Source organism: Acinetobacter sp. NIPH 817, from assembly GCF_000368405.1.
Taxonomy (GTDB): Bacteria; Pseudomonadota; Gammaproteobacteria; order Pseudomonadales; family Moraxellaceae; genus Acinetobacter.
Genome location: NZ_KB849419.1, coordinates 423,585 through 443,667, shown reverse-complemented (window position 1 = coordinate 443,667; position 20,083 = coordinate 423,585). Strand labels below are relative to the sequence as shown.

Genomic DNA, 20,083 nt, shown 5'->3' with positions numbered 1-20,083 from the left:
AATGCTCCTTATATTTATCTTAGAATTTTAAAGTTTAAATAACACCCATTCATTTGGGCGAGTATCCCAATAATACAGTTCAGCTTGAGTTAAGTCTTCAAACTTTAGCCAAAAGTCTTTACCTACTTTATCTGAAAAACCGGTACTGATTAGCAGGGCATCATCGCTGATTTCCATGATCCAGCCTTGATAGCTATTGCCATTTAAAATGATCTTTTGCTGGTTGCCAGACTCGGCAAATTCTACTAAGCGATTGATTAGCGCTTCCGACATAAAATGTTCCTAGCGTAAATATGAATAAGGATTAACAGCACCACGTCCTTTACCATCTAGGTAAAGACCATAATGAAGATGAGGTGAAGTATAACGCGCATTGCCCGTATTGCCGACATAGCCAATTAGATCGCCTTTTTTGACATAGTCACCAACATTTAAGCCACGTTTGTGGTCATCAAGGTGGGCATAATAATGCCATGTTCCCGCTGGGCCTAAAATCCAGATGACTTTGCCACCTAAGTTGTTATTGCGAAGATCAGCAACGAGTCCTTCGGTTGCACTGTACACTTTGGTTCCACGTGGAGCCAAAATATCAATTCCTTCGTGACTACGACCCTGACTGCGAGCAGCTCCCCATGTGTCTTTTAACTCATCTCGATCGACACCTTTTACTGGTACAGGCAGTCGATTTGGAAGCTGCATGCTTTTGAGCTTGATGACTTGAGCGGGTGGAAGAGGGGCAGGTTTTTTAGGCGCGCTGGCACAGGCCGCCAATAGAATAATCAGAAAACCAAGTGAGAAATGAGAAACAAAACGTCGCACAAAATACTCCCTGTCACAGTCATATCAAAATTATTTTGCTCACTATGTCACGAACGACTCGTCGAGATCAATTTTTTCATAGCTGTTGGAACACCTTTAGCAATAGCTTGTTCTGGGCTTAGCCATTGGCCTTCAAGTTCAATTGCCAGATGTTCTTTTTGATCAGGTTCCACGTGGAACGTGTGAGTATTAAGTAGCCATGTAAAGTGAGTGAAGCTATGACTGATCTGGAAAGTCTGCGGTTGAGGTTGCAGTTTAAATTGCTGACTTAAGCTCAGTCGCTCTTGTTCATTTTCTAAAATAGGTAAACAGATTAAACCGCCCCATAGACCATGGGCTTGGCGTTGTTGCCAGAACCATTCACCTTCGCACTGAATAATAAGAACATCTGCTGTTTTAACAGGCGGTGTTTTTTTCGGTTTTTTAAAAGGTAATTCTTGTTCTAAACCTTGCTGATAAGCCTGACAATGAGCTTGCATTGGACAATATAAACACAGCGGTTTTTTGGGCGTACAAATAGTTGCACCCAAGTCCATAATTGCTTGAGTGTAGTCATGATTACGATGTGTCGGGCAAAGCTCTTCAGCGAGTTTCCACATTTCACGTTCGTGCTGTGGTTTGCTTAAATCATCTTCAATGGCAAAGAAGCGAGCTAAAACGCGTTTTACGTTGCCATCCATAATCACGCCGTACTGACGTAAACCCAAAGACATGAGTGCACCTGCGGTAGAGGGACCAATGCCGGGTAGTGCAATCCATTCTTCTAGTGTTTCAGGAAACTTGCCCTGCTGAGTAACAAGACCAGCAGCTTTATGCAAATTACGTGCACGAGCGTAATAGCCAAGACCCGCCCAGTAAGGCGCTACTTCATCCCAAGTTGCATGACCTAATGTTTCTACCGTAGGAAAGCGCTCCATAAAACGGTCAAAATATTGCAGAACCGTTTTCACCTGAGTCTGCTGCAACATAATTTCAGAAACCCAAACTTTGTACGGATCATCTGCAACTTGCCAAGGCAAATCGTGACGACCATGTTGATCGAACCAGTTTAAAAGGGCATCAGAAAAAGAAAATTCAGGCATGAACAGCTATAGAAGAGAAGTAAGGGCTAAATTATAGCTGAAATTTAGATGAAATTTTGTTTAAAGCAGGCGAACAGCGAGAGTGTGTTAAAACAGAGATTACTTGATAATGAGCAATCTCTGTTTCATGTATAAAAAGGATTAATCCTTTTGTACACCCCAACGTTGGTCAAGTTTCAATGGTTGGTTTTTGTAGTACGGAATGACATGAATGTGGAAATGATCTGAATTTTGTCCAAAAACTTCACCATCATTGAAGCCGATATGGAAACCGTCTGGTTGATGGCGAAGCTGTGTTTCGTGGCGAGCAATTTCAAGGAGTGTAAGCAAGCCTTGATGTTCTTTAGAAGTGATATCAAAAAAAGAACGAACATGGCGCAGTGGTGTTACTACACAGTGGCCTTTAGCTAGTGGATTAGAATCAGGCAAAATTACAGCAAATTCATTCTTATCAATGATGTCATATTCATCAAATTCGCAATACGGACATTTCTTGTCAGTCATTGTTGTATCCTCTCATGTTATTCCATTAAACCCCGAGTGCGGGAAATAAGACTAGGCTTTGGTCTAGCTCAACGGGAGTATAGTTATTGAAGTATGGTTTAAAAAATACAGTAAAAATATTGCAAAGTCATAAACATTTAAGGGAGCAAATGCGAAAAAACATTTGCTCCAAATTGGCTTCTTTTATTTTAAAGTACGATCTAACAAAGCGTACATTTTAGCAAGGCCTTGTTTTTCAGCTTCGCTATTGTAGCCAAGGTCTACACCGTTCGCTTTAGCTTTCTCATCTGCAAGTGGGTTACTAAAGCCATGTTTAGCACCTTCTAAAACCACTACTTCGTGTTTAACCTCAGCAGCTTGCATCTCTTTTTCAAAATTAGCAACATCTTCTAAGGTGACCATGCTGTCTAGTTCACCATGTAGTACTAAAACTTCACCCTGAATGCTGCCTTTTTGAGCAGGTGCTTTCGGAGCTAATGTCGCATGGAATGTTATAATTGATTTAAGTGGTGCACCTGAGCGAGCAAGATCTAGCACGACTTTTCCACCATAGCAGAAGCCAATTGCAGCAAGTTTTTCACTGTTTACTTCTGGTTGGGCCGCTAGAGTTTGAAGTGCTGCATTGGCACGATCAGTAACCGTATCTAAATTTTCAAATGTCTGCATCATCCATTCATAGGCTTGAGCGGCAGTCGAGGTTACTTTTTTATCGCCATACATATCAATTGCAAGCGCAGCATAGCCATGTTCAGCAAGCTCACGTGCACGTTGTTCAGTATATTCGTTACGACCCCACCACTCAGGACCAACAATTACACCCGCAACAGGTGTTTCACTATCTGGAGCCGCAAAGTAACCAATTAAATGGCTGCCATCTGGTGCAGTATATTGAATTTCACGGGTTTTAATTGCTGTACTCATAACCTTAATCCTGAAATTTAAAGAGATTTAAACACGCTTGATTAAAGCATAAAAAGATAAAAGTAATATAAATAACTGTGTAAGAATCTACATCAAAACAAAAGATAGAAATCTTCACGCAATAAAAAAGAAGGAAACCAGTTCCTTCTTTTTAGGTGATCATGATTAAGTTACGTTCTGCCTCGGGAAATGAACCCAATTACAGCCAGAATTACAGCCACAACTAATAAAATCACGGCAAAGTCTTTAGATAGTCCTGCAACACCACCAAACCCTAATAGACTGGCAATGAGTGCAATCACTGCAAAAATTATAGCCCAACGGAACATATGCTGTTCTCCTTATTTTTTCATTGTTGTTTAACTATATAGCTTGTTTTTTGCACCGAATGTGTCGTTTATGTGGTTGAAATGTATATTAAACAATCATTTTGTGATGCTAGGAATACAGCTTCTTTTTTCGTACAGACGACTTCAATGTTATACTTAGTCATTGTTTCATCTCATCAGCTGCTAAAACATTATGTCTACCGAGACCTCACTTCGACCACTCTTCTGGAAAAACTATCCATTAGAGCAACTCACTCAAATTGAGTGGGAAGCTTTATGCGATGGGTGTGGTTTGTGCTGTTTGGTCAAGCTTGAAGATGAAGATACCCATGAGGTGGCTTATACCAAAGTGGCTTGTAAGTTACTCGATTGTGATACAGGACGTTGTACCGATTATCCAAATCGTCAGCAGCAAGTGCCTGACTGTTTGCAATTAACCCCAGAGTCTTTAAAAACAATTCATTGGTTACCATCGAGCTGTGCTTATAAGCGCTTGAATGAAGGCAAAAATCTACCTTCTTGGCATTATTTAAATACAGGTTCGAGACAAAGCGTTGTTAAGGCGAAAAAGTCAGTTGCTGGACGTTGTCTTTCAGAAGTTGATGTCCATGAAGATGATCTTGAAGATTATGTCGTACGATGGGTGCGTTAATATGCTCGTGATGGGCATTTTTAATTACAACGTATTATAAAGTAACATTTTATCGTAAATTTTTTGCTCATCTCCGTTATATAACAATAAAAACAAAAGGAGACAAGAATGATGAGACGATTAGCAACTCCATTATTATGTAGTAGCTTTTTTTTGTTGATAGCTTGTGGGTCTAATAATACAAATTCAAAAAATCTTGAACAAAATACGTCTGTAAAAACAGAGCAGACTGCTTTAACCAAACAACCTTATCAAACTGAAATATTTGCTCAATTCAATGAACCTTGGGCTTTGACCAACTTGCCTGATCAGCGTTTATTAGTCACTGAACGGCAAGGTAAATTAAAAATTTTTAACCCTAAAAATAAACAAATCTTGGATGTTCAAGGCGTTCCAGCAGTGAACTATGGGGGGCAAGGTGGTTTAGGAGATGTCGTTTTACACCCTGACTTTGCGAAGAATCACTGGGTTTATCTCAGCTATGCTGCGAAAGGGCAAGGCGGATCTGGAGCAGTAATTTCACGCGCTAAATTAGATTTATCTAATGCCAATCAGCCAAAACTTAACGATATAAAGCAGATTTGGCAGCAAGTACCCAAAGTTTCAGGACAAGGCCATTATGGACATCGTATGCTTTTTGGTGCAGACGGTAAGCTATGGGTCAGTTCAGGTGAACGACAAAAGTTTGACCCTGCTCAAAACATGAAAAGTAACTTGGGTAAAATCTTGCATTTAAATGAGGATGGTTCTGCGGTTGTAGATAACCCTTTTTATAAGCAAGGTGGGGTCACTGCTGAAATATGGTCACTAGGACATCGTAATCCATTAGGTATGGCTTTTGATCGCCAAGGACAGCTCTGGGTAGTTGAAATGGGGCCTAAAGGTGGTGATGAGCTTAACGTCATCGTAAAAGGTGAAAATTATGGTTATCCAATCGTTTCAAATGGAGACCATTATTCAGGTCAACCTATTCCAGACCATCACACTCGCCCAGAATTTAAAGCACCAGAAATTGACTGGACTCCCGTAATCTCTCCATCGAGCCTAATCATTTATCAGGGACAACAATTTCCTGCATGGAAAAATAAGGCGTTAATTGGCGGGCTATCTTCAGAAGCAATTATTGTGGTGGATTTAGAGCATAAACCAGTGAAAGAAGTTCAAAGATTAGATATGAAAAAACGTATTCGTGGATTACATGAAGCACAAGATGGCTCGATTTGGGTCATTGAAGACGGCTCAAATGCGCGTTTACTGAAGCTAAGTAAGAAACCCTCTTAAAGCTAGGAAATAGCTTGTAAATAAAGGGCGTGTCTCATAGATTCAAATTGTAGATTTCTGTGAGACACAATAGACTATAGTGAAAAGACGATAAAGCCATTTGAGATGTCAGACACCCATATTCCACTTCCTGAACGCCTGCGCCCGAGAGACTTGTCTGAAATTATTGGGCAAGATCATTTATTAGGTGAACATGCGCCACTGCGTCAAATGATTGATCAGGGACATTTGCCTTCTATTATTTTTTGGGGGCCACCAGGCGTTGGTAAAACAACAATTGCTTTGCTTTTGGCTCAAGCGATAGATCGCCCATTTGTAAGCTTATCTGCGCTGAATACGGGTGTAAAAGAATTACGTGAAGTGATTGCAGAAAGTGGTGATTTACTGACACCTGTAGTTTTCATTGACGAAATTCATCGTTTTAATAAATCACAGCAAGATGCATTATTGGGTGCAGTTGAAAAAGGCAAAATTACCTTAATTGGCGCGACGACTGAAAACCCATCTTTTGAGGTGAATAGTGCGCTTTTATCTCGCTGTCAGGTCTATACCTTAAATAGTTTAGACAGTGAGGCAATTCAGACACTCCTCAATAATGCACTTCAAGCCGATAAATTCTTAAAAGAGCGTTATATTCATGTTGAAGAATACGATGCTCTCATTCAATTCGCAGCAGGCGATGCTCGTAAAGCGCTTAATTTACTGGATTTAATTGCAAGTACATTTGAACCAGAAATTGAAAACACGATTACCAATGCGGTGGTGGTGAAAGTCGCTCAGCAAAATATTGCGCGTTATGACAAATCGGGTGAGCAGCATTACGATCTCGTTTCTGCTTTTATTAAATCAATTCGTGGTAGTGATCCAGATGCAACCCTGTATTGGATGGCACGTATGCTCAAAGGCGGAGAAGATCCGGTTTTTATTGCAAGACGTATGCTGATTGCAGCTTCAGAAGACATTGGAAACTCTAACCCTAATGCGCTATTACTTGCAGGTGAGTGTTTCCGCTCTGTACAAGCGGTGGGGATGCCTGAGGCTCGAATTATTTTGGGCCAAACCGCGGTTTATTTAGCAACGAGTGCAAAGAGTAATAGTACTTATTTAGCGATTAATAAGGCCTTAGAACTTGCTGAAAAAACGGCAAATTTACCTGTGCCTTTGCATTTGAGAAATGCGCCGACCAAGCTGATGAAGCAACAAGGTTATGGGATTAATTATCTCTATCCTCACGATTATCCTGAGCACTTTGTGTTGCAAGACTATTTGCCACCTGAGTTAAAGGGAACCAAACTCTATGAATCTGCGAGAAATAAGCGTGAGGTTGAAGGTGAGCGCTTACAGCAACGCAGATGGCAGCAGGAACAATAGTTTATTTATGCTTCCGCTCTAGTTCTTCAGTCACTTGACCATAAATCAGTAGTGTAAACACGCCTGTACCACCAATAATATTGCCAATAGTGGTGGGGACGAGGAAAGTAAACAGATAGTCATTAATGGAAGCCTCTCCTTGCCAGACGAGATAGGACATTTCTGTAGAGCCCACCACTACATGGGTAAAGTCACCCAGTCCTATCAAGTAAGTCATGAAAAAGATGAGCAGGAACTTATTACTAACTGAGGGTAACATCCAGACTAAGGCAGCAATTAACAGCCCTGACATAATACCTTTAAGCATATTCTGGGTGGCAGAAAAGGAACCAACATGATGGGCGAGTTCATCCAGTGCCTTGTCAATATCTGGAGTAAACAGGTGAGTAGTTAAGAAAAATAAACTTGCCAATGCTGTCCCAAGAATATTGCAGAGAATCACAATTCCCCATAAGCGGCCCACTGCTCGTAATTTATCGAAGGTAAAGGGTTTGAATAAAGGCACAACAGTGGTGATAGTATTCTCGGTAAAGAGTTGCATGTGACCCAAAATAGCGATCAGAAACCCAATGGTATAACCGATATTGGTGATTAAATCGGTCCAGACCGCATCAGCTGGGAGGTAAGAGGCAATAATCGCTTTAAATACAAATGAAAAACTGATGATTAAACCCGCAGCAATCCCTGAAAAAATCAGTGCAGCCGTTGGACGATCCAGCTCTTCGGCACCATCACGGCGGATAATTTCATAGACCAAACGGGGTGACAGTTTTTCATGTTCTTCAACTGCCATTTTTTCACGCCAGCTTAAGGTTTTCTCGACCTTTTTTTCCTCTATTTCATGATCCATCAGGTTTACTCCTCACTGAATAAATAATTTATATTTCTTATTTTTATTCATTGATAAGGCAGTGCTTGGAATAAATCCAGTCGATTCCTAACAGCTTTATGTGTCTTTTTATAAATTGAATGTTAAATGGCAGCAGATCATCAGCAATAAGATTAAAGAAATGTATAAGCCCTTAACGTGCGGATCAGTGCCATATAATCACCTTGAGAGGCTTTAGAAATAACAGATTCGACTTCTGCCTGACTCCAGCCTTGTTTTAAGGCTGAATTGCTAAAGTTAGTTAATAAGACCAAAGGATTTTCACCAAAATGGATTGGATGATTCATTAATCTCTTTTCAAGCTTAGATATTTCCATAGCTTTACCCTAGTTTTGAAATTTAATTATTGTGAAGTGCTTAATGTTTTTTTAGATTTTAGTGTTTTAAATTGAGTTTGTGCAAGTGCTAATTTACTTTAATAGACAAATCTGTCTACATTATTTATTTTCTAAAATACCTTATATAAAAAAACCGGGCTAAAGCCCGGTTTTTCATGAAGTTTGAACGATTAGAGAGCAGATAAATCTACGCCTAAACGAGCAGCAACTTCTTCATAAGCTTCAACAACACCGCCTAAACCTTGACGGAAACGGTCTTTGTCGAGTTTCTTCTTAGAGTCTTTATCCCATAGACGGCAACCGTCTGGAGAGAATTCATCACCAAGCACGATACGGTCATGGAAAACACCGAATTCAAGCTTGAAGTCCACCAAGATCATGTTGCCTTCAGCAAATAATGCTTTTAATACATCGTTTACTTGGTAAGTTAACACTTTCATTTGTTCTAATTGTTCAGCAGTCGCCCAACCTAAAGCAATCGCTTGAGATTCGTTAACCATTGGGTCGCCTAGACCGTCATCTTTATAGAACAATTCAAATGTAGGAGGAGTTAACTCTTTACCTTCTTCTACACCTAAGCGACGGCATAGAGAACCAGCTGCGTAGTTACGAATTACACATTCAACTGGAATCATTTGAAGTTTTTTAACAAGCACTTCAGTTGGAGAAAGCAATTTTTCAAAATGCGTTTCAATACCCGCAGCAGCAAGTTTTTCCATAATGAAGGCGTTAAAAAGGTTGTTCACCTTGCCTTTACGATCTAGTTGTTCGATTTTTTCGCCGTTGAACGCAGAGGCATCATCACGAAAGACTAAAATCAGATGGTCGGCATTGTCTGTTTCATATACAGATTTTGCTTTACCAGTATAGAGCAAGGTTTGTTTTAACATGAGGGAACCTTTTAAAAAAAATGCCTAGTAAACGACTAGGCTGGCCAATTTTGGTAAATCTGGTTTAACACTTCAGCGGCCACATCTGGGCTTGCAAAAGTGTTGTCTACATTAAATAGAGCAAGAGTATGACTTGAACCTACACCAGTAAGTTTAAGCACATAAGTATTGTCATTTACTTTAATCGTCGCCTGATTACTGCCTTGAGCGATGATGTTGTAATTTAAAGTACTTAATGTCGCTTTGGTATATTGCCAGATCTCGGTCGTATTCCCATCAACTTTTAATAATGGGTTTTTATTACCGTCGGTCACAAGCTGAGGACGACCAAGCGCAGTTGTCGTTTGAGCAGATGCATCTGCTGTTGCATTGTTACCTTGAGTTTGTTCAGGGCGTGGCAATGCAAAACGGTTACCACGCTGGTTTTCAAACTTCGGCGCGTGCTCAATAGCGAGCTGGTCAACAGTTGGTGCAGGATACAAAGGTGTCACTGGTCGTACAGTTGCATCGGCAGGATACTCAAGCGGGGCAAGTTGCTTGGCATTTTTATAATCTAAAGAGTGATTATTAATTGCGAAGCGACCACAACCAGCTAAACTCAAGGCTGAAACTGCAAGGACTAAACCAAGACGTAATTGCATCATAAATTGCTCTTATTAAATAATTCCCGCATCTTTTAGGGCATTGCGGAGAGGTTCGCGATATTGCTCAGCGAGAGGAGTGAGTGGTAAACGAATACCAGTATCAATCAGTCCCATCTCATGTAGTGCCCATTTCACAGGAATTGGGTTTGATTCGCAAAATAGAATATTGTGTAAATTTGCAATCTTATTGTTAATCGTCTTCGCTTGTTGTTCATCTTTAGCAATCGCAACAGCGCATACTTCACTCATTGCTTTAGGTGCAACATTTGCAGTAACCGAAATATTACCGTCAGCGCCAAGAAGCATGAGTTCCCAAGCAGTTTCGTCGTCACCTGAGTAGACAGCCATCTTGCCATTTAAAGCTTCGATTAATGCTTTACCACGAGGTACATCACCTGTCGCATCTTTAATACCAACAATATTCGAGATCTCTGCTAAACGTACAGCTGTATCGTTTGCAAGATCTACACCAGTACGACCTGGTACGTTATAAAGAATAAGAGGTAGTTCTACGGCTTCAGCAATCGCTTTATAGTGTTGGAATAGGCCTTCTTGAGTTGGCTTGTTATAGTACGGCGTCACAAGTAAAGCTGCATCCGCGCCAAGATCTTTCGCAGCTTTAGTTAATTCGATTGCTTCACGGGTTGAGTTTGCACCAGTACCGGCAATAATTGGAATACGTTTATTGGCTACACGAATAATTTCTTTAATAACCTGTGTGTGCTCTTCCATGCTCAATGTTGAGGCTTCGCCGGTTGTACCGACGGCTACAATACTGTTTGTACCTTGTTCTATGTGCCACTCAACCAGCTTCTCAAGACCCTTCCAATCTACACCGCCGTCTTTCAACATTGGTGTGACGATTGCGACGATTGAGCCTTGAATGGTCTGTGCTTGCTGAGTCATTTTTAAAAATATCCTATTTATCCATCCGAATCTGAGGTAAGAAAAACAAAATGTGGGATGGTTGCAGTATTTTGATTGTCCAGTTCTAACAATAACAGATTGTTGAATGACAATTATGCAAATTATGACTGATCAGACGCATAAGAACAATACGCCTAACGGATAATCGCAAGGTAAACTTGAGGAAAAGATAGGATGTTTTCATTATTGTCAGCTGAGAGAGGCCAGTAAATATAACAATAGAGCCTGATTCGAATGGACCTTACTTAATATGTACTTTTTTTATGGCAAGATAGAATGCAATTTTCCCGGTTGGGATTGAAGATGGCCTGAATATGAATAAACAACCACAAAATGCGGTTTTAATCGTAGTTGATGTACAAAATGGTTTTACACCGGGTGGAAACTTAGCAGTTGCCGATGCCGATACAATTATTCCAACCATTAACCAATTGGCAGGTTATTTTGAAAATGTTGTGCTGACGCAAGATTGGCATCCCGATAATCATATATCTTTTGCACAAAACCATTTGGGTAAGCAGCCATTTGAAACCATTGAACTCGACTATGGGCCACAAGTGCTTTGGCCTAAGCATTGTGTGCAGGGTACTCAAGATGCCGAATTTCATCCGAATTTAAATATATCGACCGCTCAACTGATTATTCGAAAGGGCTTTCATGCGCATATTGATAGCTATTCAGCTTTTATGGAAGCAGACCACACCACAATGACGGGTTTAACGGGGTATTTAAAAGAGCGTGGCATTGATACGGTTTATGTGGTTGGAATTGCCACAGATTTTTGTATCGCATGGACCGCTTTAGATGCAGTAAAACAAGGTTTTAAAACTTTAGTGGTTGAAGATGCCTGCAAAGGTATTGATCTGAATGGTTCATTAGAAAATGCGTGGCAAACCATGCAGCAACAAGGTGTTGTCCGTATTCAATCGACTGATCTGTTGAGTAAGCACTAAGTATATTGGTCTAGTATTTTAACTTTCATATTTTATTTTTAGGGATAGAAAATATGGCTGCATTTTTGCGCTTTACTCAATTTATTCAAAAAACTTTTGCCCTATGGGTGATTGTTTTTGCAGCGCTAGCGCTATGGCAGCCTGAATTTTTTGTTTGGCTCAAAGCATACATTCCATGGATTTTGGGGATTATTATGCTCGGCATGGGAATGACTATGACTGTAGACGACTTTAAAGGGGTATTACAAAGCCCTAAAGCAGTATTAATTGGGGTCGTAGCGCAGTTTGCAGTGATGCCGGGCTTGGCATTTATCTTATGTAAATTATTTAATTTACCCCCTGAAATCGCCGTCGGCGTCATTTTAGTGGGATGTTGTCCGGGCGGAACTGCTTCAAATGTGATTACCTACATGGCCAAAGGCAATGTGGCTTTATCGGTGGCTTGTACATCGGTATCTACGCTTTTAGCACCTGTGTTAACACCTGCTATTTTCTATCTGCTTGCTAGCCAATGGTTAAAGATTGATGCAGCTTCTATGTTTATTTCAATCTTGCAGGTGGTATTGCTTCCTATTGTAGTTGGGTTAATTTTAAGAACGTTGCTCAAGCGTCAAGTCGAGTCCTATATTCAAGTGATGCCTTTAGTGTCAGTCATTGCAATTGTCGCGATTGTGGCAGCCATTATTGGCGGCAGTAAAGCGGCAATTTTACAGTCGGGTTTGCTCATTTTAGCTGTGGTGATATTGCATAATGGCCTTGGATATTTATTAGGTTTTACCGCGGCACGTTTCTTTAAATTACCTTATGCGGACAGTAAGGCAATTGCCGTAGAAGTAGGAATGCAAAACTCAGGCTTAGGTGTTGCGCTGGCAGCAGTACATTTTGCTGCATCTCCAATTACGGCCGTACCCAGCGCAATTTTCAGCCTTTGGCACAATATTTCTGGTCCTGCGCTTGCGACTTACTGGGCAAGTCGTAAAGATGTAAATGATCTTGCTAAAAACAAAATTGAGTAACTTTTAAAGAGGGTGATCTACTAACCAATCTTCAATTTCGTTTTCAGAAATCACTTCAAAACCATGGCGCTGTAACAGTGCTGTGGTAATTCCAGTTCCCACAATTTTTTCCCCTTGAAAAGTTCCGTTATAAATTTTTTGACTGCCGCAAGAAGGGCTATTTTCTTTTAAAACCACACAGCTTGCTTTTATTTGTTGTGCGACTTCTAGTGTGCGATAAGCACCTTTTAAATATAGATCAGTCACATCTAAACCCGATGAATCGGTAATTTTTGCTTTGCCATCAAGTACATCTTGACCTGTTCCGCCCACAATTTCTGCGGGTAAGCGAGGAGTCGTAAAACCCCCTAATAACTCTGGGCATAATGATTGGGCTTTTTTATTGAGTAATAGTTGCTTAAGTAAAGTATTTGGACAAGATTTACCATCATATCGAACAGGTTCACCAATTAAACAGGCGCTGACTAAGATCATAAGTTTTCCTAAATCAAATGGATGGTGGGGCTTATTGTAGAAATCATAAACAAAATTTGAAAACTGACCATAAATTTTAAAATAGCTTAATTCAAGATTACTAAAATTATGTAATTCATAATTAAGTTATGTATTGCATAATTTAATTGTTTTTAGTAGCATCTAATTCAAGGTAAATGGCCATTGGAGATCCAACAAGGATGTTGGTCTCCATAAATCTATAAATGATTTTTAGGAAAAGACGATTTTTAAAGGTTTATTGAAAAATCTCAATCGTACTTTTAGATAACAAAGGACAGTGTGTATGGAAAATAAACACCACATGGAACGGAAATTAATCATCAAAGGCTTTACACCCATCATATCTTCGTTTTAGCGACTCGTTTTTTTCTCATAGGATGCGTTGGGTTAAGGCATTTTGACGGTTCAAATACTCACCCAATGATTACGTATTCTATAGAGAAAGGAGCTGAGTTCATCAGCAATAGAGATAAACGGAACAGGTAATCACCAGAGGGAAACTAGATGGATATTTTAGAGAACCCATTAGAATTATGCGGTTTTGCATTTATTGAGTTTGTTTCAAAAGAAAATGAATTAGATCCAGTTTTTGAAACAATCGGCTTTTCAAAAGTAGCCAAGCATAAATCGAAAGAAGCGTACTTATGGCGTCAAGGAAATATCAATATTATCCTGAATTATCAGCCAGAATCTTATGCTTCATTCTTCTTTAATGAACATGGTCCATCTGCTTGTGCGATGGGTTTCAAAACACGTGATGCAGCAAAAGCTTTCCAAAAAGCAGTAGAGCTTGGTGCTGAACCAATGTATTCAAAAGTTGGGCCAATGGAGCTCAACATTCCGGCAATTAAAGGTATTGGTGGCATGCCGATCTTTTTAGTTGACCGCGATATTTATGAAAACGACTTTACTTTCTTTGATGATGCTCAAAGACACCCAGTGGGTGCAGGCCTAAACGAAATTGACCATTTAACTCATAATGTCTACAAAGGCCGTATGGAGTATTGGGCAAACTTCTATGAAAAAATCTTTAACTTCCAAGAAATTCGCTACTTTGATATTAAGGGCGAATATACGGGCTTAACGTCTAAAGCATTAACAGCGCCAGACGGCAAGATCCGTATTCCATTAAACGAAGATTCGGACAAAGGAAACGGTCAAATTGCAGAGTTCCTATCTGACTTTAATGGCGAAGGTATTCAACATATCGCGTTTATTTGTGATGACTTAATTTCGACTTGGGATAAGTTAAAAGGTCTCGGTCTGAAATTTATGACACCGCCGCCAAATACGTATTATGAAATGCTACCAGAACGTTTACCTGAGCATGGTGAGCCAACTGAAGAGTTAAAACAGCGTGGTATTTTGCTAGATGGCAACACTAAAGATGGCCAGAAAAAGCTGTTATTGCAGATCTTCTCTGAAAACATGATTGGCCCAGTCTTCTTCGAATTTATTCAACGTAAAGATGATGATGGCTTTGGCGAAGGTAACTTCAAGGCGTTATTTGAGTCGATTGAACGTGACCAGATTCGCCGTGGTGTTTTAGAAACTAAATAAATAAGCTGAGCTTTATTCCTGATTTAAAAAAACCAAGAGTTTGATCTCTTGGTTTTTTTATTGGTGTTGATTAGCGGCTTTTAATATATTGATTGATGAGCTTCACTTCATTTTTCAAGATTTCAATCGTTTTACTGTAAGGGTCGACTGGTAAAAACATTTCGCTATCCAGTGCAACAATACAAAACTCAATGCTCTGGTTTGAGTTAAACACAGGTAAACCCACCGCATTAATTCCTGTCAGTAAGTCACCTTTCGCTGCTGACATTTCTTGTTGGCGAATGGTTTCTTTAAGCTCTGTAAACGCTTCCCAGTTTTGTGGTGCGATGTTTAGACCAAGCTCTTGATGCTTTTGCCATTCTGTTTCCATTAAGGGGCGAACAAAATGCTCTGGAAGATAAGAAGCAAACAAACGTCCCGCAGCAGAATTGACTAAAGGCATAATCGAGCCGACTTTAGTGACAATCGAAATAGGATGGTTTGATTCAATCGATTGAACAACTACAGGGCCTTTAGGTGACCATTTACTAATTTGTATGCCGCAACCAATTTTGTTTTGTAGGTCGTAAATTAAATGCTGTACCAGCTGTAGTGTATCGCTATGCTGAACACAGTTGAGACCTAAGCGCCATGCCTGATCACCTAGGGCATATTGCCCATCATCAAGTTGTTTTGCATATTCCATGCGAATAAGGCTGACCAGATAGCGGTGTACCTTGGCAGGATGCATTTCTAGCTTGCTCGATAGGTCTTTGAGAATAATAGGTTGATTGTGCTCTAAAAGGGCGTTTAGTACAGATAAACCGACTTCAAGTGATTGAACCCCCCCAGATACTTTTTCTTCAATCATTTAAATACCCTTAATAAAGTTACTTCAGCTGTTAAACAGCGATGTTCAAAACATAAATTGAAATTGCTGCGATTTACATCATGCCTGAGCCTAGTGAGAAATAGAAATCACCTTTTTCTATTAGCGAAATTGGCATGTTTAATAATCAACAATTTTCTAAAATCCCGATACTCTTATTTATAGCGCGATTTTCTAAAAAATTTAGCAGTTTTAAATAATATAAATCGGCATTGATACAGAACCGTTCATTCAAACAATTCTAACCAATGCCGACTTTTTACTTTGCTCTTTTTAAATTAGGTTCCTAACTCTGCTTCATGTAAGAAATGAGTGTGGTGTGGAGCACGTTTGGTTTTGCTCCATTCCTCTAGCATTTCAGCTTTCATTTCTTCAGTAATTTTTGCAATTTTTTCTTCAGCATGTACATCGTTATAAGTCAGTTCTAAACGATGGCCATTTGGATCGAAGAAATAAATTGAGTGGAAAATGCCATGGTTGGTTACGCCCAAAACTTTCACGCCATTTTCTTCTAAATGTTGCTTCGCAGCCATCAAAGCATTTAAGTCTTCAACTTCAAAAGCAATATGTTGTACCCATTGCGGCGTATTTTCGTCTCGGCCCATGTCTGGTTGAGTTGGTAATTCAAAGAAAGCCAAAACGTTGCCTTGACCTGCATCTAAGAATAAATGCATATATGGGTCAAAGGCTTTAGTTGAAGGTACATGGTCTTCAGCAAAAGCTAAAATGAAGTCCATGTTGAGCATTTTTTTATACCACTCAACAGTTTCTTTCGCATCCTTACAGCGATATGCAACGTGATGTATTTTTTTAATGGCAAATGTCATATTAAAACTCCTTTTTACTATTCCCAATCTGGTTGTTGTTCTGGCGCCGCGTTATAGAAGGCTGGGATAGACAAACAATGGTGATAAATCGATTCAATTTTTGGAAACGCTGATAAATCAATCTTGAAGCGTTTCGCGTTGTAAACCTGTGGAATCAGACAGCAATCGGCAATTGTTGCTTCGTTTCCAAAGCAAAATTGTCCGTTTGAATCTTGAAGTAGCTGTTCGAGATTTTGAAAGCCTTCAATAATCCAGTGCTGATACCAATAATTTTTTTGTTCGTCTGAAACGTTTAAATCATTTTTTAAATATTTCAGTACGCGTAAGTTGTTTAACGGGTGAATATCGCAAGCGATTGCTTGGGAAAAAGCACGAATTTTGGCTCTCTCTTGCACATCACTTGGAAGTAGTTTGGTTTCTGGATATTGCTCATCCAGATATTCCAAAATACTTAACGATTGAGACAAGGTTAAATCGCCGTCAATTAATGTCGGAACCAGAGCACTACGGTTTAACTTTAAATAGTCTTCGCTTTGCTGTTCATTTTTTACCAGATGAACTGGAACAGTCTCATAAGCTAAACCTTTAATGTTTAGACCAATCCGTACTCTGTAAGCTGCAGAGCTACGAAAGTAACTATACAGCTTCATAGTCTGGCTCCGAAGTTTCTGCAAAGTCGAACGTTAATGCAGGAAGCACAGTATTTCGAACTTCACCAAAGCCAATGCGAATACCATTTTTCTCACAGTGGCCTTTCATAATGAGTGTATCGCCGTCTTGCAAGAAACCACGAGTTTCGCCATTAGCAAGTGTTAAAGGCTTGGTGGTGTTCCAAGTCAGCTCAAGCAAGCTGCCATAAGAGTCTGGTGTAGAACCTGAAATCGTACCTGAACCCATTAAATCGCCAACTTGAACGTTACAACCAGCAATGGTGTGGTGAGTGAGCTGCTGAGACATAGACCAATACATATATTTAAAATTGGTTTTGCAAATCACATCAGCTTGTGCAGATTTCGGGGTTTGAATTTCAACACTCAAATTAATGTCGTAACTATTGGCAACACTTTCTTGTAAATAAGCCAGTGGTTTTGGTTCTTGTTTCGGGCCTTCAACTTTAAATGGCTCAAGTGCTTCAAGCGTTACCACCCAAGGTGAAATCGAACTTGCAAAAGTTTTCGCATTAAATGGCCCAAGTGGAACATATTCCCATTGCTGGATGTCGCGTGCTGACCAGTCATTGAGTAATACCATTCCAAAAATATGGTCCCACGCATTTTCAATCGAGATTGGCTGGCCAAGCCCCGTTGGTTTACCAATAACAAATGCTGTTTCAAGTTCGAAATCGAGTTTACGCGTTGCAGAAAAAACTGGGCGCTCTTCATTTGGAAGTTTAATTTGCCCAGATGGACGAACGATTTGAGTGCCACTAACTACAACAGAGCTAGCACGACCGTTATAACCAACTGGTAATTCACTCCAGTTTGGAAGTAAGGCATTTTTTGGATCGCGGAACATACAACCCACATTGGTCGCATGTTCTTTAGAAGAATAGAAATCGGTATAACCAGACACCTGAAGAGGTAAATGCAAAGTAACGCTGTCTTGCTTAACTAAAACTTCTTGGCGTAATGCTTCATTTTCTTGAAGTGTTAAATTTTCAACTGAAAGAAGAGACTGTAGTGTCTTACGGACTTTTGACCAGTTGGCTTTGCCAGACTCGATAAATTTATTCAGTGTAGGCTGGTTAAAGTATGTGTCTTGTTCTGAGAGTTTTAAAAGACCGTGCTTTTCAAGAGCAGCGAGATCAATCACCCAATCACCAATAGCTACACCAACCTGACGCTCGCCATCAGCTGTTTTGCTAAAAATACCATAAGGCAAATTATGAATAGTGAAATCTGATTGAGGTGAAACTTCAATAAAAGAGTTTAGTTTTTGTTCCATTTTCGCGTCCTTGTCTTTATCTCGGGTCTTCTACAAATAAAAGTTCGGTCTAGGACTGAGCTACTCAATAAGTTTTTAACCTTTGTTTAGATCATCTTTTGTCTTATGAGTTTGATATAGACCGAGTACAACCAATTGCTTCATGTCTCTATAATACTGAATCCACCAAATTACGCAATACATAATTTAATTACACATTTCATAATAATTGTCATTTCTTGTATTTTCTGTTTTCATTCGCGGTCATGAGAAAAGTCACGCAATTATTTTTTCATGAATATCTATGAAAGTTTGATCAATTTATGATATACGTAATTTATTGGAAAAAAATTACGTGACACGGATGAGAATAATCATATGTCAGCACAAGAGCAAGGAAACCTGAAACATGGTTTGAGTAATCGGCACATCCAGCTTATTGCATTGGGTGGGGCGATTGGCACAGGGCTTTTTCTTGGTATATCACAATCGATTAAATTAGCAGGTCCATCGGTCATCCTCGGTTATGCCATTGCAGGATTTATTGCTTTTTTAATGATGCGTCAGCTTGGTGAAATGGTGGTTGAAGAGCCAGTCAGTGGTTCTTTTAGTCATTTTGCCTACAAATATTGGGGACCATTTGCAGGGTTCATGTCAGGATGGAACTATTGGGTACTCAATGTGCTCGTCTGTATGGCAGAACTAAGCGCAATTGGTCTTTACATTCAATATTGGTGGCCGCAAATCCCAACGTGGGCATCTGCTTTAACCTTCTTTGTCTTAATTAATGGCATTAATTTGCTGCATGTTAAGTTTTTTGGCGAAATGGAATTTTGGTTTTCTATTGTCAAAATCTTGGCGATTCTTGCAATGATTGGTTTTGGTTCATATTTGCTTGCAACAGGCACGGCAGGTCCACAAGCAAGCATTTCGAATCTTTGGGCACTTGGTGGTTTCTTCCCATTTGGTGTTGAAGGCTTAGTCATGGCAATGGCGGTCATTATTTTTGCTTTCGGTGGTATTGAGCTTTTCGGTATTACTGCGGCTGAAGCACGTGACCCTGATAAAACTTTACCTAAAGCTGTGAATCAAATTATTTACCGTATTTTGATTTTCTATATTGCGACACTTTTTGTTTTATTCTCGCTATTTCCATGGAATCAAATGGCTGAAGGCGGTAGCCCGTTTGTGATGGTATTTGCTTCTTTAGATAGCCAAGGAATTGCAACGTTATTAAACTTTGTGATTTTGACAGCAGCGGTTTCAGTTTATAACGGCACAAGTTATTGCAGTAGCCGTATGTTATTGGGCCTTGCACAACAAGGAAATGCACCAAAAGTATTTGCACACATTAATAAACGTGGTATTCCAACCAATGCAGTGATCCTTTCTGCTGCTGTGACTATTTTATGTGTACTGTTAAATTATATTTTCCCTGAAAAAGCATTTGGTTTACTCATGATGTTGGTTGTAGCAGCCATTGTGATTAACTGGGTTGTAATTTCATGGACGCATTTAAAATTCCGCAAATACATGCAACGCCAAGGGCAAACAACGAAGTTCCCAAGCTTCATGTATCCATTTAGCAACTATTTGTGCATCGTGTTTATGTTGGGCATTTTAATTGTGATGTCTTTAACACCAGATATGCGTGTTGCGGTCATGATGATTCCTGGCTGGATATTGTGTTTGATGGTGGCTTATCAATTTAAACGCCGCAAACTAAAAGCTGAGCAGTCTTTAACTGCTGTAGAAGCCGATATTTAATAACAGCGTAAGTTGTATTTACCAAAA

Annotated in this window: 23 protein-coding genes; 7 read left to right on the top strand and 16 right to left on the bottom strand. The window is 39.7% G+C overall.

Features of this window, described 5'->3' with window-relative positions:
* Window positions 1-27 precede the first annotated feature (27 nt).
* The 6 genes from F968_RS03450 to F968_RS19530 form a co-directional block, all read right to left on the bottom strand.
* Window positions 28-273, bottom strand: coding sequence for a hypothetical protein (locus F968_RS03450; protein WP_001287364.1), 246 nt, complete (start codon window positions 271-273; stop codon window positions 28-30).
* Between the two features lie 9 nt (window positions 274-282).
* Entirely contained in the window at window positions 283-819 is a 537-nt protein-coding gene (locus F968_RS03445) for a M23 family metallopeptidase (RefSeq protein ID WP_004790220.1), read from the bottom strand.
* Between the two features lie 47 nt (window positions 820-866).
* On the bottom strand, window positions 867-1,901 hold the full coding sequence (mutY, locus tag F968_RS03440; protein WP_004790216.1) for an A/G-specific adenine glycosylase: 1,035 nt from the start codon (window positions 1,899-1,901) through the stop codon (window positions 867-869).
* 141 nt (window positions 1,902-2,042) lie between these two features.
* A complete protein-coding gene (locus tag F968_RS03435; protein ID WP_004790215.1) occupies window positions 2,043-2,405 on the bottom strand; it encodes an HIT family protein in 363 nt (120 codons plus the stop codon).
* 183 nt (window positions 2,406-2,588) lie between these two features.
* Complete coding sequence (locus F968_RS03430) at window positions 2,589-3,326, bottom strand: dienelactone hydrolase family protein (protein WP_004790213.1); 738 nt, start codon at window positions 3,324-3,326, stop codon at window positions 2,589-2,591.
* A gap of 170 nt (window positions 3,327-3,496) precedes the next feature.
* Window positions 3,497-3,655, bottom strand: coding sequence for a DUF1328 domain-containing protein (locus F968_RS19530; protein ID WP_002053759.1), 159 nt, complete (start codon window positions 3,653-3,655; stop codon window positions 3,497-3,499).
* A gap of 193 nt (window positions 3,656-3,848) precedes the next feature.
* On the opposite strand from F968_RS19530, the gene F968_RS03420 reads away from it, so the two are divergent.
* From F968_RS03420 to F968_RS03410, 3 genes are all read left to right on the top strand, one after another.
* Window positions 3,849-4,307, top strand: a complete 459-nt coding sequence (locus F968_RS03420; protein WP_004790211.1) for a YcgN family cysteine cluster protein — start codon at window positions 3,849-3,851, stop codon at window positions 4,305-4,307.
* Window positions 4,308-4,415: 108 nt separating this feature from the next.
* Entirely contained in the window at window positions 4,416-5,588 is a 1,173-nt protein-coding gene (locus F968_RS03415) for a PQQ-dependent sugar dehydrogenase (protein ID WP_034596112.1), read from the top strand.
* Window positions 5,589-5,693: 105 nt separating this feature from the next.
* Entirely contained in the window at window positions 5,694-6,959 is a 1,266-nt protein-coding gene (locus tag F968_RS03410) for a replication-associated recombination protein A (RefSeq protein WP_004790208.1), read from the top strand.
* A 1-nt stretch (window position 6,960) separates the two neighbouring features.
* On the opposite strand, the gene F968_RS03405 is transcribed toward F968_RS03410, so the two are convergent.
* The 5 genes from F968_RS03405 to dapA form a co-directional block, all read right to left on the bottom strand.
* Window positions 6,961-7,809 (bottom strand): formate/nitrite transporter family protein, encoded by an 849-nt coding sequence (locus F968_RS03405; protein ID WP_004790207.1) that lies wholly within the window; start codon window positions 7,807-7,809, stop codon window positions 6,961-6,963.
* A 152-nt stretch (window positions 7,810-7,961) separates the two neighbouring features.
* On the bottom strand, window positions 7,962-8,165 hold the full coding sequence (locus F968_RS03400; RefSeq protein WP_004790205.1) for a hypothetical protein: 204 nt from the start codon (window positions 8,163-8,165) through the stop codon (window positions 7,962-7,964).
* Between the two features lie 191 nt (window positions 8,166-8,356).
* Window positions 8,357-9,076 (bottom strand): phosphoribosylaminoimidazolesuccinocarboxamide synthase, encoded by a 720-nt coding sequence (purC, locus tag F968_RS03395; RefSeq protein ID WP_004790203.1) that lies wholly within the window; start codon window positions 9,074-9,076, stop codon window positions 8,357-8,359.
* Window positions 9,077-9,111: 35 nt separating this feature from the next.
* Window positions 9,112-9,717 (bottom strand): lipoprotein-34 precursor (NlpB), encoded by a 606-nt coding sequence (locus F968_RS03390; RefSeq protein WP_080645798.1) that lies wholly within the window; start codon window positions 9,715-9,717, stop codon window positions 9,112-9,114.
* A gap of 15 nt (window positions 9,718-9,732) precedes the next feature.
* The gene (gene dapA, locus F968_RS03385) at window positions 9,733-10,626 is read right to left on the bottom strand and encodes a 4-hydroxy-tetrahydrodipicolinate synthase (RefSeq protein WP_004790197.1); all 894 of its coding nucleotides are present in this window, start codon (window positions 10,624-10,626) and stop codon (window positions 9,733-9,735) included.
* 329 nt (window positions 10,627-10,955) lie between these two features.
* On the opposite strand from dapA, the gene pncA reads away from it, so the two are divergent.
* Window positions 10,956-11,600 (top strand): bifunctional nicotinamidase/pyrazinamidase, encoded by a 645-nt coding sequence (pncA, locus tag F968_RS03380; protein WP_034596109.1) that lies wholly within the window; start codon window positions 10,956-10,958, stop codon window positions 11,598-11,600.
* Window positions 11,601-11,653: 53 nt separating this feature from the next.
* The gene (locus F968_RS03375; protein WP_004790192.1) at window positions 11,654-12,616 is read left to right on the top strand and encodes a bile acid:sodium symporter family protein; all 963 of its coding nucleotides are present in this window, start codon (window positions 11,654-11,656) and stop codon (window positions 12,614-12,616) included.
* Window positions 12,617-12,619: 3 nt separating this feature from the next.
* On the opposite strand, the gene F968_RS03370 is transcribed toward F968_RS03375, so the two are convergent.
* The gene (locus F968_RS03370) at window positions 12,620-13,090 is read right to left on the bottom strand and encodes a 2-thiouracil desulfurase family protein (RefSeq protein WP_004790190.1); all 471 of its coding nucleotides are present in this window, start codon (window positions 13,088-13,090) and stop codon (window positions 12,620-12,622) included.
* 525 nt (window positions 13,091-13,615) lie between these two features.
* Between F968_RS03370 and hppD the strand changes: the two genes are divergently transcribed.
* Entirely contained in the window at window positions 13,616-14,671 is a 1,056-nt protein-coding gene (gene hppD, locus F968_RS03365) for a 4-hydroxyphenylpyruvate dioxygenase (RefSeq protein WP_004790189.1), read from the top strand.
* Window positions 14,672-14,741: 70 nt separating this feature from the next.
* Here the strand turns inward: hppD and F968_RS03360 are convergent, their stop codons facing one another.
* The 4 genes from F968_RS03360 to fahA all read right to left on the bottom strand — a co-directional run bounded on the left by F968_RS03360 (window position 14,742) and on the right by fahA (window position 18,310).
* Window positions 14,742-15,521: an IclR family transcriptional regulator gene (locus F968_RS03360; RefSeq protein WP_004790187.1), complete on the bottom strand. Its 780-nt coding sequence runs from the start codon at window positions 15,519-15,521 to the stop codon at window positions 14,742-14,744.
* A gap of 296 nt (window positions 15,522-15,817) precedes the next feature.
* Entirely contained in the window at window positions 15,818-16,366 is a 549-nt protein-coding gene (locus tag F968_RS03355) for a VOC family protein (protein WP_004790185.1), read from the bottom strand.
* Window positions 16,367-16,383: 17 nt separating this feature from the next.
* Complete coding sequence (maiA, locus tag F968_RS03350) at window positions 16,384-17,016, bottom strand: maleylacetoacetate isomerase (protein ID WP_004790182.1); 633 nt, start codon at window positions 17,014-17,016, stop codon at window positions 16,384-16,386.
* Entirely contained in the window at window positions 17,003-18,310 is a 1,308-nt protein-coding gene (fahA, locus tag F968_RS03345) for a fumarylacetoacetase (RefSeq protein WP_004790181.1), read from the bottom strand. Before fahA ends, maiA begins: the two co-directional genes overlap by 14 nt.
* A 357-nt stretch (window positions 18,311-18,667) precedes the next feature.
* Here fahA and F968_RS03340 point away from each other — a divergent pair, with 357 nt between their 5' ends.
* Window positions 18,668-20,056, top strand: coding sequence for an amino acid permease (locus F968_RS03340; RefSeq protein ID WP_004790179.1), 1,389 nt, complete (start codon window positions 18,668-18,670; stop codon window positions 20,054-20,056).
* Window positions 20,057-20,083: the final 27 nt, after the last annotated feature.